Consider the following 13,140-nt stretch of genomic DNA (forward strand, 5'->3'; position numbering starts at 1 on the left):
CATCGGAGTCGGCGAAAGCGGTTGGCTTGGGTGAGCGTGCTCAGAACATCAATTGATCAGGGGTTCCCTAGCATGCTCGGAAGGCCGAGGTATACATAGTTTCAGTTTGGTACTCGCTTCGTAGCCGACCGCGTACCCTTTCGCTGTGCTTCAGGGTAAGCGGCGACTCAAGCGGAACATTCGATGGAGAAGATGAGAGATGGCGTACCCTATTGAAAGAAAACTCGTTGTCGCAGTCTCTTCAAGCGCACTTTTTGATCTATCAGAATCCCATGCCGTTTTCGTCGAGAAAGGGCCGAAGGCATACAAAGAGTTTCAGGAGGCCAACTTAGATACGGTGCTTTCCAAAGGGGTGGCTTTCCCATTTGTTCGACGTTTCTTGAACATCAACAAGCGATTTCCGAAGCAGTCGCCTGTAGAGGTGGTGCTTTTGTCTAGAAATTCAGCCGCCACAGGGAAGAGGGTTTTTCGTTCAATTGCCCACTATGGGTTAGATATCACACGCGCCGCCTTTATGGAGGGAGAGTCTCCATACGAATATATCCCTGCATTCAACGCATCCCTGTTTTTGTCGGCTAACGAGGATGATGTAAAGAAAGCTATATGCAGTAAGTACCCTGCAGGAACTGTTCTGCCCAGCAAAGTAAATGATGACGAGTCAGAGGAAGAGCTTCGGATAGCCTTCGACTTCGATGGCGTTATTGCAGACGATGAATCTGAAGCTGTTTACAAAGGGGGTGACTTGCCTGAGTTTCATAATTATGAAGCTGCCAATGCACACATTCCACACAAGCCCGGCCCGCTCGCTGACCTGTTTCAGAAGCTCTCGTTTATGCAGAAGCTTGAAGACAAGGAGCAAGAGAAGGATAGGAGCTACAAGAGAATTATTCGAACGGCAATCGTTACGGCTCGAAATGCTCCAGCGCATGAACGAGTGATCACAACGCTCGAGCATTGGGGGGTTAGTGCAAACGAAACTTTTTTCTTGGGTGGAATGAAAAAGGACCGAATTCTAACTCGGTTAAAGCCTCATATGTTTTTTGACGATCAAAGAAGCCATCTTGAATCGGAGGCGGGCGATATACCAATGGTTCACATACCTTTTGGTATTGCTAACACAACGTTCGAACAGGCCGCCGAGGTTCGACACTTCACCCCGATTTTCGCCCCTTTTCGGAAAGTGCCTTCAGCACCGGCGCGGGTTTCAAGGCCATGATCGCAAAAGTGCTGTGGTGGCACGTTTGTAACAGTCACCATCAAACTTGACGAGGCTTTTTGCCTGGGTAGAGTGGCGGCATGCACGTCAAGCTCACCACCTCCGGAGGTCGCCGCTACGTCCAACTCGTCGAGTCCTACCGCGACGTGGCTGGACGGGTAAAGAAGCGCACCGTCGCCACGCTCGGCCGCGCCGAACAGGTCGATGGGTCGCTCGACGCGGTCATCAACGGCCTGCTGAAGATCACCGGCCGCGCGCCGATGGGCGCCAAGCCGCCGGCGCCCACGGTGTCGTTCGAGTCCGCGCGGGCACTCGGTAACGTGTGGGCGCTGACCGAGCTGTGGAAGTCGCTGGGCTTCTCGGAGCTGCGGCGGGTATTTCGCCGCACGCGCCGCACCACGGACGTGGAAGCGCTGATTCGGCTGATGGTGCTCAACCGCCTGTGCGACCCCGAATCCAAACTCGGCGTGTTGCGCTGGGTGCAGACGGTGGCGCTGCCGGATTTCGGGCCGAAGGCGGTGACGCACCAGCAGTTGCTGCGCAGCCTCGATGCGCTGATGGACCATCAGGACGAGGTCGATGCCGTGGTCGCCGGGCTGCTGCGACCGCTGATCGATCAGGATCTCTCGGTGGTCTTCTACGACCTCACGACGATCCGAAGCGAAGGACTCAGCCAGCAGGCCGGCGACGTGCGCCAGTACGGCATGGCCAAGGAGGGGCTGATTGCCCGCCAGTTCATGCTCGGCGTGGTGCAGACCGCCGAGGGGCTGCCGATCTACCACGAGGTGTTCGACGGCAACACGGCCGAGACGCGCACTCTGCTGCCCACGCTCACCAAGGTGCTCGAGCGCTTCCCGTCGGTGCAGCGCCTGGTGCTGGTGGCCGACCGGGGACTGCTCAGCCTGGACAATCTGGAGGCGCTGAAAGCCGTGCGCCTGGCCAGCGGCAAGCCGCTCGAGTTCATCGTCGCCGTGCCGGGCCGGCGCTACAACGAGTTCATCGACCTGCTCGAACCCTTCCACGAAGCGCAGTGCGCTGGCGCCACGCAGGAGGTCATCTCTGAGCACACCTGGAACGACCTTCGGTTGGTGGTTGCGCACGATCCCGCGACGGCCGCCACCAAGACCGGGCAGCGCAACGAGCGCATCGACGCGCTGACCCGCCAGGCGGACCAATGGTCGGGCAAGCTCACCGAGCAGGATGAAGGCGTGAAGCACCGAGGGCGCAAGCTCTCGGACAGCGGCGCCAAGGCCCGCTTCTACCACGCGGTCAGCGAAGCGCACCTGTCGCGCATTCTCAAGGTGGATCTGGGTAAAGAACTCTTCAGCTACCACATCGACGACAAGGCGAAGCGTCTTGCCGAAATGATGGACGGCAAGCTGCTGCTGGTCACCAACGCCGAGGGCCTCGCCGCGCAGAACGTGATTCAGCGCTACAAGTCGCTCGCCGACATCGAGCGCGGCTTCAAGGTGCTCAAGTCCGAGATCGAGATCGGCCCGGTGTATCACCGCCTGCCCGAGCGGATTCGCGCGCACGCGTCGATCTGCTTCATGGCGCTGATCCTGCACCGGGTGATGCGTAGCCGGCTGAAGGCCGCCGATGCGGGCTACACGCCCGAGCGGGCGCTCGAGCAACTGCAGCGCATCCAGCATCACCGGGTGCGCCTGAACGGCGGCGAGCCGGTGGCCGGGGTGTCGACGATCAGCACCGAGCAGAACGAGGTACTTCATGCACTGGGGATAGGAAAACCAGCGACGCCGGAGCAGTTGGCGCTGTTGTAGTGGCATTTTTGAAAGTGCGCTCTAGCAAAAACAAGCACTTGCGAGCGTAACTGTCGAACTCGGGAGGCCGCTCCAGAGTCAGGTTCTGCAGCTAAATCGGCTTCGCGCTCCTAATCTTTATGTTGAACGACAGCACTTCTCAAAAGCTCAACGGCAGTAACGGGCCGGTTGTGCCATTCCGCAGAGTGGGAAAGCTGCTGTTCGCCGTCGCCCGACAGACGAACGGCAGGTCGCCGCCACATTGCTGACTGACTTCACGCATTGTGTCACTGGCAACTGAGGCCAGCTGCGGCCATCGACGAGAATGGGATTGTCTACCGCTGTATGGCAAGCATGCACATCGTCATTCCAGCCGCTTCGCCAAATCCTCCGCCCTCGGATGGTAGTACCGCATTAACATCCGTGGATCCTTGTGCCCCGTGATCTTCGTCAGCTCGTGCATCGGAAAGGTCGATGCCAGGCGGGAGGTCGCCTCATGCCGAAGATCATGGAACCGCAGATCGGTCAAAAAGCGCTCGTCTGGCCGCTGCTGTGCTTCGCGGCATTCTTCGACGTAGAGCTTCCGCGCCCGCGCAACAGCGCGCTCGAACGCCCGCGTGACGGCATCGCTGCGGATGCTGAACACACGCCCCGTCACCCCGGCGTCCCGATTGGCACGCTTGTCGCGCAGGGTTTGCAGCGTGGCGACCGCCTTTGTCGATAGGGGCACGTCGCGGGCACTGCCGTTCTTCGTCGCTGGGAGGTGGGCGACGCGACGCTTGAGGTCGATGTGCTCCCAGCGCAGGTCGACGATCTCGCCCCGGCGCATTGCCGTCTCCACGGCCAGCCAGATGATCGAGGGGAGGAGGGTGGAGCCTGTGGCGGCGACGATGCGCTCGAGCTCACCTTCGTCGGCGCCCCCGAGTTCGACAGTTACGCGCGCAAGTATTTGTTTTTGTTAGAGCGCACTTTCAAAAATGCCACTACAACAGCGCCAACTGCTCCGGCGCCGCCGGTCTTTCTATTCCTAACGCATGAAGCACCTCGTTCTGTTCCGTGCTGATCGTCGACACCCCCGCCATGGGCTCGCCGCCGTTCAGGCGCACGCGGTGATGCTGGATACGCTGCAACTGCTCGAGCGCCCGCTCGGGCGTGTAGCCCGCGTCGGCGGCCTTGAGGCGGCTGCGCATCACCCGGTGCAGGATCAGCGCCATGAAGCAGATCGACGCATGCGCGCGAATCCGCTCGGGCAGGCGGTGATACACCGGGCCGATCTCGATCTCGGACTTGAGCACCTTGAAACCGCGCTCGATGTCGGCGAGCGATTTGTAGCGCTGAATCACGTTCTGCGCGGCGAGGCCCTCGGCGTTGGTGACCAGCAGCAGCTTGCCGTCCATCATTTCGGCAAGACGCTTCGCCTTGTCGTCGATGTGGTAGCTGAAGAGTTCCTCACCCAGATCCACCTTGAGGATGCGCGACAGGTGCGCTTCGCTGACCGCGTGGTAGAAGCGCGCCTTGGCGCCGCTATCCGAGAGCTTGCGCCCCCGGTGCTTCACGCCTTCGTCCTGCTCGGTGAGCTTGCCCGACCATTGGTCCGCCTGGCGGATCAGCGCGTCGATGCGCTCGTTGCGCTGCCCGGTCTTGGCAGCCGCTGTTACCGGGTCGTGCGCGACCACCAGCCGCAGATCGTTCCAGGCGTGCTCCGAGATGACCTCCTGCGTGGCGCCAGCGCACTGCGCTTCGTGGAAGGGTTCGAGCAGCTCGATGAACTCGTTGTAGCGCCGACCGGGCACGGCGACGATGAATTCGAGCGGCTTGCCGCTGGCCAAGCGCACGGCCTTCAGCGCCTCGAGGTTATCCAGGCTGAGCAGTCCCCGGTCGGCCACCAGCACCAGGCGCTGCACCGACGGGAAGCGCTCGAGCACCTTGGTGAGCGTGGGCAGCAGAGTGCGCGTCTCAGCCGTGTTGCCGTCGAACACCTCGTGGTAGATCGGCAGCCCCTCGGCGGTCTGCACCACGCCGAGCATGAACTGGCGGGCGATCAGCCCCTCCTTGGCCATGCCGTACTGGCGCACGTCACCGGCCTGCTGGCTGAGCCCTTCGCTGCGGATCGTGGTGAGGTCGTAGAAGACCACCGACAGATCCTGGTCGATCAGCGGTCGCAGCAGCCCGGCGACCACGGCATCGACCTCGTCCTGATGATCCATCAGCGCATCGAGGCTGCGCAGCAACTGCTGGTGGGTGACCGCCTTCGGTCCGAAGTCGGGCAGCGCCACCGTCTGCACCCAGCGCAACACGCCGAGTTTGGATTCGGGGTCGCACAGGCGGTTGAGCACCATCAGCCGAATCAGCGCTTCCACGTCCGTGGTGCGGCGCGTGCGGCGAAATACCCGCCGCAGCTCCGAGAAACCCAGCGACTTCCACAGCTCGGTCAGCGCCCACACGTTACCGAGCGCCCGCGCGGACTCGAACGACACCGTCGGCGCCGGCGGTTTGGCGGCCATCGGCTCGCGGCCGGTGATCTTGAGCAGGCCGTTGATCACCGCGTCGAGCGCACCATCGACCTGCTCGGCGCGGCCGAGCGTGGCGACGGTGCGCTTCTTCACCCGTCCCGCCTCGTCGCGATAGGACTCGACGAGTTGGACGTAGCGGCGGCCTCCGGAGGTGGTGAGCTTGACGTGCATGTTGCCGCCACTTTAACCACCTAAGAAGCGCCGTCAAGCTTGAGGGTGGCTGTTACAAACGTGCCACCACAGCACTTTTGCGGTCGCGGCCTTCAAACCCGCGCCGGCGTTGGAGGCACTTTCCGAAAAGGGGCGAAAATCGGGGGGAAGTGTCGAACCCCGGGGCGCCGCGCCCTTGGTCTGCTTCGTCCGACGATTCGACGGTCGTTTGTTCGACCTCGGCGATACGCCGCGTACGCGCGTTGTTGGCTTGCGGCTTGCGCACCAGCTCGACGGGGTTCGACAGGCTCTCCATGCCCCATTCCTTGCGCGCGATGCTGAACAGATGGGACAACACCGCCAGTCGGCGCAGGACGGTGGCCGGTTTGTAGAGCTTGAGCCACTCGTCCCGTGCGGCGGCGACGTCGGTGCTGCGGATGGAGGCGAGGGCGCGCTTGGCGAGCTTCAGTGCGCGCCAGGTGCGGATGACGGAGCGTTCCGGCTCGGCCCCCTTCTTGCCGGGGAGGATCTCGTTCTCGTAGCGGTCGAGCGCTTCTTCCAGCGTTGTGTCCTCCGCCTCGCCGCGGCTGATCCACACACCGCGGGCCATCTCGGATTCGGTCATCGCCGCCCAGGCGTCGGCTTCGGCCTTGGTGGTGAAGGTCTTGTTCTGCGGTGGGTAGCCCTTGCGGCGGATCTGGACCTCCCACTGGTAGGGGCCGCGCTTGCGTATGGTTGCCATTCGTCAGTGTGACTTTCGATCTGAGTGTGGCAGTATTGTGGCAAATATGCGCTTATGACGCCAAGAGGCAATGATATAGGGACGGTGTTTTTGGATTCGCAATGCAGAGGTCGAGGGTTCGATCCCCTTTCGGTCCACCATATATAAGGGCTCGGATAATCTCCGGGCCCTTTTTCTTGCCCGAAATCCCCGCACCACGCGGGGTTCCGGCCACCTGTGCTGCGGGTGACCATCACCCGAAACGCCCGAAATCGGCCACTTTCTCGGTCAGAGCCGTCTCTGTTCTCCGTTTGGCCTGCGGGTAGGCGCAGATGGGGTTCTCGCAAAATCAACAACTTACGCGTGCAGGTTCAGCGTCAACCAAGGCCGCCAGTCAGGCATCGAACGCCGCCAGAGCACCGCCAGCGGCTACTTGACCGTATCGCAATCGAGATACATAATTACGCAAACGGAGGATTCGATCATGGCTCATTCCACGATGCTGCACGTCCGAGTGGACGACGAAATCAAGACGCAAGCCAGCGAGGCTCTGGCAGCCATGGGGCTGTCGGTGTCTGATGCCGTGCGCATCCTGCTCAAGCGCGTGGTGAACGACCAGGCCTTCCCGCTGGAGTTGAAGGTGCCTAACGCCCAGACCCGCGCGGCGATGGAAGAAGCCCGCGCCATGGCCAAGGCGCGCACCGCCCGTTTTGAGTCTGCAGACGCCCTGATCGATGACCTCGAAAAAGCCCGCCAGCAGTAAGCGGGCGCCGCTGCCCAGGGCGAGCGATTACACCAAAACTTTCCTCAAAGACTGGGAACGCCTCTCACGTTCGGGCCGCTACGACCTGAAGCGGCTGAAGGAGGCGATGTTGCTGCTCATTGGCAACGATGCGCCGCTGGGGCCTGAATGGCTGGATCACCCGCTGAAGGGTGATTGGGCCGACCACCGCGAATGTCACATCGGCGGCGACTTCCTGCTCATTTACCGTCTGGATGGCAACACCATCCTCTTTGTGCGGGCAGGCACGCACTCAGAATTGTTCGAGGAGTGATCCGTGGCGATTGAATCACTGCCCACTTTCACCAAGCCAGCCCGTCAGCGCTGGGAATCGATTCCCGCCAATATCCGCCAGCGGCTGCTGTCCAACGTCTGGTGCGGCCAGTGCCGTTTTGAGACAACGATCAGCAATTTCAGCGGCGCCATCAAGGGTGGTGACTTGCTGCTGGTGGGCACGTGTGCTGAATGCCGCAGTGATGTAGCACGGGTGATCGAGGGCTCGTAACCCGGTCAGGCGTCAAACCCCGCCACTACTTCCCGCTGCGCCACCCAGTCGGTTGGCAGCGGATTGCGCTGGAACCACAGCAGGCTCATGCACTTGGGCTGCTGCCCGGCCAGGATGCTCTGGATGATGGCGGGCTCCAGCAGGGTCAGTCGCAGCAGTTCATTGACCGTCGAGTGGTGCAGGCTTTCGCGCTGGGCGATCTCGCTGCCGCTGCCGACCACGCCTTCGTCCAATAGCTGCTGCCAGTAGAAAGCCCGCGTCAGCGCCACCAGCAAGGGCTGGTCGATCTGAGTGGCGACCTTGCCCGGCGACTCGACCGCCCCATCCGGCCGCACCACCACCTTGCTGGCGCCGCGCTTGCGGATCTTCAACGGGATAAAGGTGGACAGCTTGACCTGGCCGCCGTCCCGGCGCTCGCGCGCAACGGGTCCGCCCAAAGCCTGCGCTTTCGGCTTCATGCCTCCACCTCCTGCTGTTCCCATTCCTGCAACTCCGCCCCGATGGTGCCGGGCATCAGTTCCCCGGCCAGTTCGTGCCAGCCCTGATCGCGCCAGATGATTTCCAACCCGCCATCGGCAATCACCACGCGCTCGATCAGCAACTGCGCCAGGCGACACTGTTCGGCGGGGAACAACTGTTGCCACAGGCCAGCCAAATTTCGCATCGGTAAGACCACCTCAGGCTCCGAGAGGTCCGGGCGGGTTGTCCGAATCCGGTCCCACACCGACTGAACGATGTGCGGCGCTGACAGCGCGGCGACGATCTGCTGCGTAACCAAGTCTTCGATGGGCGCCGCTGGCAACGGCCCGTGGCTGCTGGCCCAGGCGCCGAAGCGCCGGTGCTTGTTCGGCGTGTAGTAGCTGTAGGTCTTGTCCTTCTTGACGGTGTAGCTGGGCACCAGCCGCTCGCCATCGGGCGTGAACAGCAGCCCGCGCAACAACACCGGATCACGCTGGCGGTCGTTGGTTTCGCGCCGCCGCTCAATGCCGTCGGTGGCGATCAGGGCGTGAATCGCGTCCCACTGCGCCTGAGTGATGATGGCCTGATGTTGGCCAGGGAAGCTCTGCCCCTTGTGGACGATCTCGCCCAGGTACATCCGGTTGTGCAGCATCTTGTAGAGGGTCTGCTTGGTGAAGGGCTTGCCACCCTTGGTGACCACGCCTTCCGCGCCGTAGGCCTTGGCCATCAGCGTGGCCGAGCGCACGGTCACGAAGTCATCAAAAATGCGGCGGACCAGCTTGGCCTCGACCTCATTGATCACCAGCAGACGGTTATCAACGACATACCCCAGCGGCAGCGGCCCTCCCATCCACATTCCCTTTGCCTTGCTGGCGGCGATCTTGTCGCGGATGCGTTCCCCGGTCACTTCGCGTTCGAACTGCGCGAAGGACAGCAGCACGTTGAGCATCAGCCGCCCCATCGAGGTGGCCGAGTTGATCTGCTGCGTGACCGCGCTGAAGCTGACCCTGTGGCGGTCGAACACATCGACCATCCGCGCAAAATCCGCCAGCGAGCGTGACAGCCGGTCGATTTTGTAGACGACCACGATGTCGACCTTGCCCATCTTTATGTCTGCCATCAGTCGGCGCAGGGCGGGTCGATCCATATTGCCGCCAGAGAGGCCGCCATCGTCGTAATCATCGGCCACGGCGATCCAGCCCTCGTGGCTCTGGCTCTTGATGAAGGCTTGTCCGGCTTCCTTCTGGGCATCGATGGAATTGAAGGACTGGTCCAGCCGTTCGTCGCTGGACACGCGGCAGTACACCGCGCAGCGTTTTGGGGGCACAAGCAGGGGTGCGTTCATTGACCATCCCCCTTGCCATCGCGCAGACCAAAGAACTTCGGCCCGTTCCAGCGCGTGCCAGTGATGTGGCGGGCCGCCGCCGACAGGCTCTTGAACACCTGGCCATCCAGGGCATACAGACCATCGGGCGTGACCGTCAAGCGGTACTCGCGTTCATCCCATTCCCGGATCAGCGTGGTGCCGGGCATCAGGAGGGTCTGCGCGCTGCGCCCGGCGGCCGACTTGATCTTGGAATGCTTGGCACCGGCCTCAACCAGCATCTTGCGGATGTTGGTGGGCAGCGCGCCGTAGGCCAGCTCCTGGATGCGGTAGGCCAGACGCGATTCCACGTAATTGCGATTGCGGTGGCTGGGCCGCCGGGGAAAGTGCTGATCCCACAGTGCCCAGAGCTCGGCCATGGGCAGGGATGGCAGCGCGGCCAGCTGGACCGAGATGGGCGTGGCCTGGATACCCGTGTTCTTGTTATCTGTCATTGCACAAACTCCTGTTGTTGAGACAGGTCCATGAACGCGCTGTGGCGACCAGAAGCCAAGTCAAACCGCGCTCTGTTCGGGGGCGTCGGCTTGCCCTGTCGCAACATCGACACGCTCGCCCAGCAGCGTCTGCGGTTTGCCGGTGCGCCGGTCCTTGATGCTCAGGATGTAGACCTCGCCGTCCCACACACCGCAGGCCACGTCGGTGTCACTGGCCGTGGCAGGCATCAACCAGCCGGTGATGCCATTGGGCAACTGCAGCAGGTCTTCTATCTGGTGGATGGGCCAGCGCATGGCCTCTTGGTAGTGGTCGGCAAACTCCAGGAGTTGCTGAGGCACGTCCGGGAAGTTCTCCTGGCTGAGGATGGGAACCCAGACCAGCGGCTGGCCGCTGGCGAACCAGCCTTGCACGCGCTTCTCGACTTCTGGGTTGTAGTGTTGAAGGCGTTCAACGGGCACGTGGCGGGTGCCATTGCTGGCTTGGTGTTCTGTCGTGTGGTTCATCAAAGGCTCCTTGAGTGGTAACCCGGCACGGCGCGGGGCGGTAACCGGGGTGGTAACTGGTAACCCTGTTTCGGGTTCTGTCGGTAGCGGGGCAGCGCGCTCGCGCCCCCCGTATTGCTTGATGGCGAGGAAGGACCCAATTCGCCTGTGGACGCTTGGCGTGACGGTCAAGCCACTGGCATTTCTGCCGCCAGTGCATCGCTGGCTGCTTCGATCGTAAGCGCTCCACGAACCCCATCCTTCCGGGGCTCGCTACGCTGTGATCAACTGCTCAGCCTTGAGACTCCAGGGCAGGAGGGCCTCGAAGTGTTCGACGGTGGTCGCGGTAGGCAAGGCGCGCAGTACGTGGCGCAGCCACAGGTACGGCTCGACGTTGTTGGCCTTGGCGGTCTCGATCAGCGAGTAGATGAGCGCGCTGGCACGCGCGCCGGCCTGGGTGTCCGAGAAGAGCCACGCCTTCCTCCCAACGACGAAGGGTCGGATGGCGTTTTCGGCCGGGTTGTTGTCGATCGGCAGGTCGCCGCGCTCGAGGTAGCGCGTCAGTCGCGGCCACTGCCGATGCAGGTAGCCTAGGGCACCGCCGAGTATCGAGGTGGGCGGCACGGTGGGGAGCACCTGATCGAGCCAACCGCGAAGCTCACCGATGACGGCACGGCTTCGGCTCTGGCGTAGCGCCAGACGCTCGGCGTCGTTCAGTTCGCGCGCCTCCTTCTCGATGGCGTAGAGCTTGCCGATCAGGGCCAGCGCCTCGTGGGCGCGACCACGCTTGCCTTCGGGCAGCACCTTGCCGGCATCGACGAAACGACGGCGTGCATGGACCCAGCAACCGAGCCGGGTCACCCCTTCGGTGAAGGCAATGGCGCCGTAGCTCTCGAGCCCGTCGGCCATCAGATGCCCCTTCCAGCCTTCGAGCAGGCGCAAGGGCACCGCCTGCGCGCGGCTCGGATCGTACTCGAAGAGAATCACCGGCCTACCCGGCGGGCCACCGCGCTGCACCCACATCTGGCTCTTGCTGGTCGCCGCCCGGCCAGGCTCCTTGAGCACCTGGACCGGGGTTTCGTCCATGTGGATGACGTCGTGCCCGAGCAGCACATCGCGCATCAGGTTGGCGACCGGCTGCAGTGCCCGTGCGGTGCCGATCACCCAGCGCGCCAGGGTCTGGCGCGGCACGAGCACGCCTGCGCGGGCGAGCACGTACTCGAAACGCGCCAGCGGCAGCCCATCGACGTACTTGGTGACGAGCAGCATCGCCAGCAGGTCGTTGCTCGCGTTGCTCTTGGGTAGCACCTGCGCCGGGGCGCGGGCGCTGACGGGCGCCTGGTCGCCCTTGGGACAGCCGTAGCGCTTCTTGATGTGGCGCAGCACGCGCACCTGCATCGGCACGATATCGAGCTGTTCGCTGACGTCCTGGCCGATCTCGACCATGGGCGTGCCGCAGGCGCAGGTGCGCTCGGCCTCGGGGACGTCATGGATGACGTCGATGCGCGGCAGCTCGATGGGCAAGGGCTTGCGCTTGCCGCGCGCCTTCTTCTTGCCGGCGTCGGCCGGGGTCTGGCCAGACGGCTCGGTGGCCGGGGGCGGCAGAGTCGCGGTGTCGTCCGCCTCGGGTGCGGATGCGGCCAGCGCTTCGGCCTCGTCGAAGAGCCAGCCCTGGCCCGCGTGCGATTCGCTGCTGGGCCCGAACATGCGCCGACGCGCCAGGCGTAGTTGCTCGTAGATCTCGAGGATGCGCGCCTCGAAGGCCTTTTGCAGTTCCGCCTCGCGGGCATCAAAGGCTGCCTGCCGTTCGGCTTCACGTGCCTCGAACGCCTGCTGCTGTGCCAGCAGCAAAGCTTTGAGCGCCGCTGGATCGTCGGGCAACTGCTCGGGGAGGACGGATGCGCACACGCCGACGGCGGGGTTCGAGCGAGGGACGGCGGTACGTTGCGGCATGCCGGAATTATACCCGATCATGCTACGTAACTGATTGGTAATGCAGCGTTTTATGCGGTTTAGCCGCCCACAGATCGAAGCCTTCGAGCAGCCACTCAAGCTCCTTCATCGTCAGCGTGCAGGTGGGCTGGCCCGCCTCGGCCGCCGGCCAGGCGAAGCGCTCGGCTTCGAGTCGCTTGTACCAGAGGCAGAAGCCGTTGCGGTGCCAGTACAGCGCCTTGAGCTTGTCGCGGCGGCGGTTGATGAACAGGTACAGCGCGTCGCCGAACGGGTTTAGCCCCAGTTCCTGCTCGACCAGCGCCGACAGCCCGCCGATGGATTTGCGGAAGTCGATCGCCGGCCGGTACAGATACACCGCGCCGATGGTGTGCCCCGGATGCATCAGCGCCTCCGCTCCGAGAGCGCCGCCGACAGCGCGGCCAGCCAGTCGACGCCGGGCAGCGTCGCGCACTCGAGCCGCAGCTGTGCGCCGATCATTACCGTGCAGCCCGTGCGGGCCGTCATCGAAGGCTCGATCTGGATCGGAACGAATCCGCCAAGCTTGGCGCGGCTGCGGCGACCGCCGGCCACCAGGCGCTTACGCCATTGGTAAAGCGCTTGCGGCGACAGGCCCTCGCGCTCGGCGTAGGCCTTCGTGGTGATGCCCTCGGCCTCGATCGCCGACAGGTGCGACAACCAAAACGTGCTGCGCTCCGACATGCTCGTGCTCCCCGGAAAACGGAAGCCGAAGCATGCGGGCTCACCCAGGGCTACGTAAGGATGGGGTTCGTGGAGCGCTTAC

At 63.2% G+C, this 13,140-nt stretch carries 15 protein-coding genes; 5 read left to right on the forward strand and 10 right to left on the reverse strand.

The genetic code is table 11. From position 1 onward, the window contains the following. Window positions 1-199 precede the first annotated feature (199 nt). Together BB334_RS17820 and BB334_RS17200 are read left to right on the forward strand one after the other, a co-directional pair. Entirely contained in the window at window positions 200-1,216 is a 1,017-nt protein-coding gene (locus BB334_RS17820; protein WP_198531290.1) for a 5'-nucleotidase, read from the forward strand. Between the two features lie 80 nt (window positions 1,217-1,296). Further along, a complete protein-coding gene (locus BB334_RS17200; protein WP_068809741.1) occupies window positions 1,297-2,997 on the forward strand; it encodes an IS1634 family transposase in 1,701 nt (566 codons plus the stop codon). Window positions 2,998-3,340: 343 nt separating this feature from the next. On the opposite strand, the gene BB334_RS17205 is transcribed toward BB334_RS17200, so the two are convergent. From BB334_RS17205 to BB334_RS17215, 3 genes are read right to left on the reverse strand one after another with little or no spacing between them, the layout of a single operon-like run. Continuing rightward, on the reverse strand, window positions 3,341-3,925 hold the full coding sequence (locus BB334_RS17205) for a site-specific integrase (RefSeq protein WP_198531292.1): 585 nt from the start codon (window positions 3,923-3,925) through the stop codon (window positions 3,341-3,343). 34 nt (window positions 3,926-3,959) lie between these two features. Further along, a complete protein-coding gene (locus BB334_RS17210) occupies window positions 3,960-5,660 on the reverse strand; it encodes an IS1634 family transposase (RefSeq protein WP_068805890.1) in 1,701 nt (566 codons plus the stop codon). 52 nt (window positions 5,661-5,712) lie between these two features. Then, window positions 5,713-6,381 carry a site-specific integrase gene (locus BB334_RS17215; RefSeq protein WP_198531291.1) on the reverse strand — a complete coding sequence of 223 codons (669 nt, stop codon included), beginning with the start codon at window positions 6,379-6,381 and terminating at the stop codon, window positions 5,713-5,715. 463 nt (window positions 6,382-6,844) lie between these two features. Here BB334_RS17215 and BB334_RS17220 point away from each other — a divergent pair, with 463 nt between their 5' ends. The 3 genes from BB334_RS17220 to BB334_RS17825 are packed head-to-tail and all read left to right on the forward strand — an operon-like array spanning window position 6,845 to window position 7,646. Beyond that, window positions 6,845-7,123: a type II toxin-antitoxin system RelB/DinJ family antitoxin gene (locus BB334_RS17220; protein WP_068809742.1), complete on the forward strand. Its 279-nt coding sequence runs from the start codon at window positions 6,845-6,847 to the stop codon at window positions 7,121-7,123. Then, a complete protein-coding gene (locus BB334_RS17225) occupies window positions 7,095-7,415 on the forward strand; it encodes a type II toxin-antitoxin system YafQ family toxin (protein ID WP_068809743.1) in 321 nt (106 codons plus the stop codon). Before BB334_RS17220 ends, BB334_RS17225 begins: the two co-directional genes overlap by 29 nt. Window positions 7,416-7,418: 3 nt before the next feature. Further along, window positions 7,419-7,646, forward strand: a complete 228-nt coding sequence (locus BB334_RS17825) for a hypothetical protein (RefSeq protein WP_083200490.1) — start codon at window positions 7,419-7,421, stop codon at window positions 7,644-7,646. 5 nt (window positions 7,647-7,651) lie between these two features. Here BB334_RS17825 and BB334_RS17230 read toward each other — a convergent pair whose 3' ends face one another. The 7 genes from BB334_RS17230 to tnpA all read right to left on the reverse strand — a co-directional run bounded on the left by BB334_RS17230 (window position 7,652) and on the right by tnpA (window position 13,058). Next, on the reverse strand, window positions 7,652-8,104 hold the full coding sequence (locus BB334_RS17230; RefSeq protein WP_068809744.1) for a hypothetical protein: 453 nt from the start codon (window positions 8,102-8,104) through the stop codon (window positions 7,652-7,654). Then, window positions 8,101-9,450: a recombinase family protein gene (locus tag BB334_RS17235; RefSeq protein WP_068809745.1), complete on the reverse strand. Its 1,350-nt coding sequence runs from the start codon at window positions 9,448-9,450 to the stop codon at window positions 8,101-8,103. Before BB334_RS17235 ends, BB334_RS17230 begins: the two co-directional genes overlap by 4 nt. Beyond that, entirely contained in the window at window positions 9,447-9,923 is a 477-nt protein-coding gene (locus BB334_RS17240) for a DUF2924 domain-containing protein (protein WP_068809746.1), read from the reverse strand. The genes BB334_RS17235 and BB334_RS17240 overlap by 4 nt, the downstream gene beginning before the upstream one ends. Window positions 9,924-9,983: 60 nt before the next feature. Further along, a complete protein-coding gene (locus BB334_RS17245) occupies window positions 9,984-10,427 on the reverse strand; it encodes a hypothetical protein (RefSeq protein ID WP_068809747.1) in 444 nt (147 codons plus the stop codon). A 252-nt stretch (window positions 10,428-10,679) separates the two neighbouring features. Next, the gene (tnpC, locus tag BB334_RS17250; RefSeq protein ID WP_068806079.1) at window positions 10,680-12,359 is read right to left on the reverse strand and encodes an IS66 family transposase; all 1,680 of its coding nucleotides are present in this window, start codon (window positions 12,357-12,359) and stop codon (window positions 10,680-10,682) included. 22 nt (window positions 12,360-12,381) lie between these two features. Next, window positions 12,382-12,741, reverse strand: a complete 360-nt coding sequence (gene tnpB / locus BB334_RS17255) for an IS66 family insertion sequence element accessory protein TnpB (protein WP_068804609.1) — start codon at window positions 12,739-12,741, stop codon at window positions 12,382-12,384. Next, window positions 12,741-13,058, reverse strand: coding sequence for an IS66 family insertion sequence element accessory protein TnpA (tnpA, locus tag BB334_RS17260; RefSeq protein WP_068804612.1), 318 nt, complete (start codon window positions 13,056-13,058; stop codon window positions 12,741-12,743). Before tnpA ends, tnpB begins: the two co-directional genes overlap by 1 nt. Window positions 13,059-13,140: the final 82 nt, after the last annotated feature.

Origin of the sequence: Thauera phenolivorans (genome assembly GCF_001696715.1) — a bacterium.
GTDB lineage: Bacteria > Pseudomonadota > Gammaproteobacteria > Burkholderiales > Rhodocyclaceae > Thauera > Thauera phenolivorans.

Bases quoted from the DNA above. Each gene is read 5' to 3' on its own strand.
- BB334_RS17240 (WP_068809746.1), bottom strand. From the start codon at position 9,923: ATGACAGATAACAAGAACACGGGTATCCAGGCCACGCCCATCTCGGTC.
- BB334_RS17245 (WP_068809747.1), bottom strand. From the start codon at position 10,427: ATGAACCACACGACAGAACACCAAGCCAGCAATGGCACCCGCCACGTG.
- BB334_RS17220 (WP_068809742.1), top strand. From the start codon at position 6,845: ATGGCTCATTCCACGATGCTGCACGTCCGAGTGGACGACGAAATCAAG.
- tnpC (WP_068806079.1), bottom strand. From the start codon at position 12,359: ATGCCGCAACGTACCGCCGTCCCTCGCTCGAACCCCGCCGTCGGCGTG.
- BB334_RS17225 (WP_068809743.1), top strand. From the start codon at position 7,095: ATGACCTCGAAAAAGCCCGCCAGCAGTAAGCGGGCGCCGCTGCCCAGG.
- tnpA (WP_068804612.1), bottom strand. From the start codon at position 13,058: ATGTCGGAGCGCAGCACGTTTTGGTTGTCGCACCTGTCGGCGATCGAG.
- BB334_RS17210 (WP_068805890.1), bottom strand. From the start codon at position 5,660: ATGCACGTCAAGCTCACCACCTCCGGAGGCCGCCGCTACGTCCAACTC.
- BB334_RS17215 (WP_198531291.1), bottom strand. From the start codon at position 6,381: ATGGCAACCATACGCAAGCGCGGCCCCTACCAGTGGGAGGTCCAGATC.
- tnpB (WP_068804609.1), bottom strand. From the start codon at position 12,741: ATGCATCCGGGGCACACCATCGGCGCGGTGTATCTGTACCGGCCGGCG.
- BB334_RS17200 (WP_068809741.1), top strand. From the start codon at position 1,297: ATGCACGTCAAGCTCACCACCTCCGGAGGTCGCCGCTACGTCCAACTC.
- BB334_RS17235 (WP_068809745.1), bottom strand. From the start codon at position 9,450: ATGAACGCACCCCTGCTTGTGCCCCCAAAACGCTGCGCGGTGTACTGC.
- BB334_RS17230 (WP_068809744.1), bottom strand. From the start codon at position 8,104: ATGAAGCCGAAAGCGCAGGCTTTGGGCGGACCCGTTGCGCGCGAGCGC.
- BB334_RS17820 (WP_198531290.1), top strand. From the start codon at position 200: ATGGCGTACCCTATTGAAAGAAAACTCGTTGTCGCAGTCTCTTCAAGC.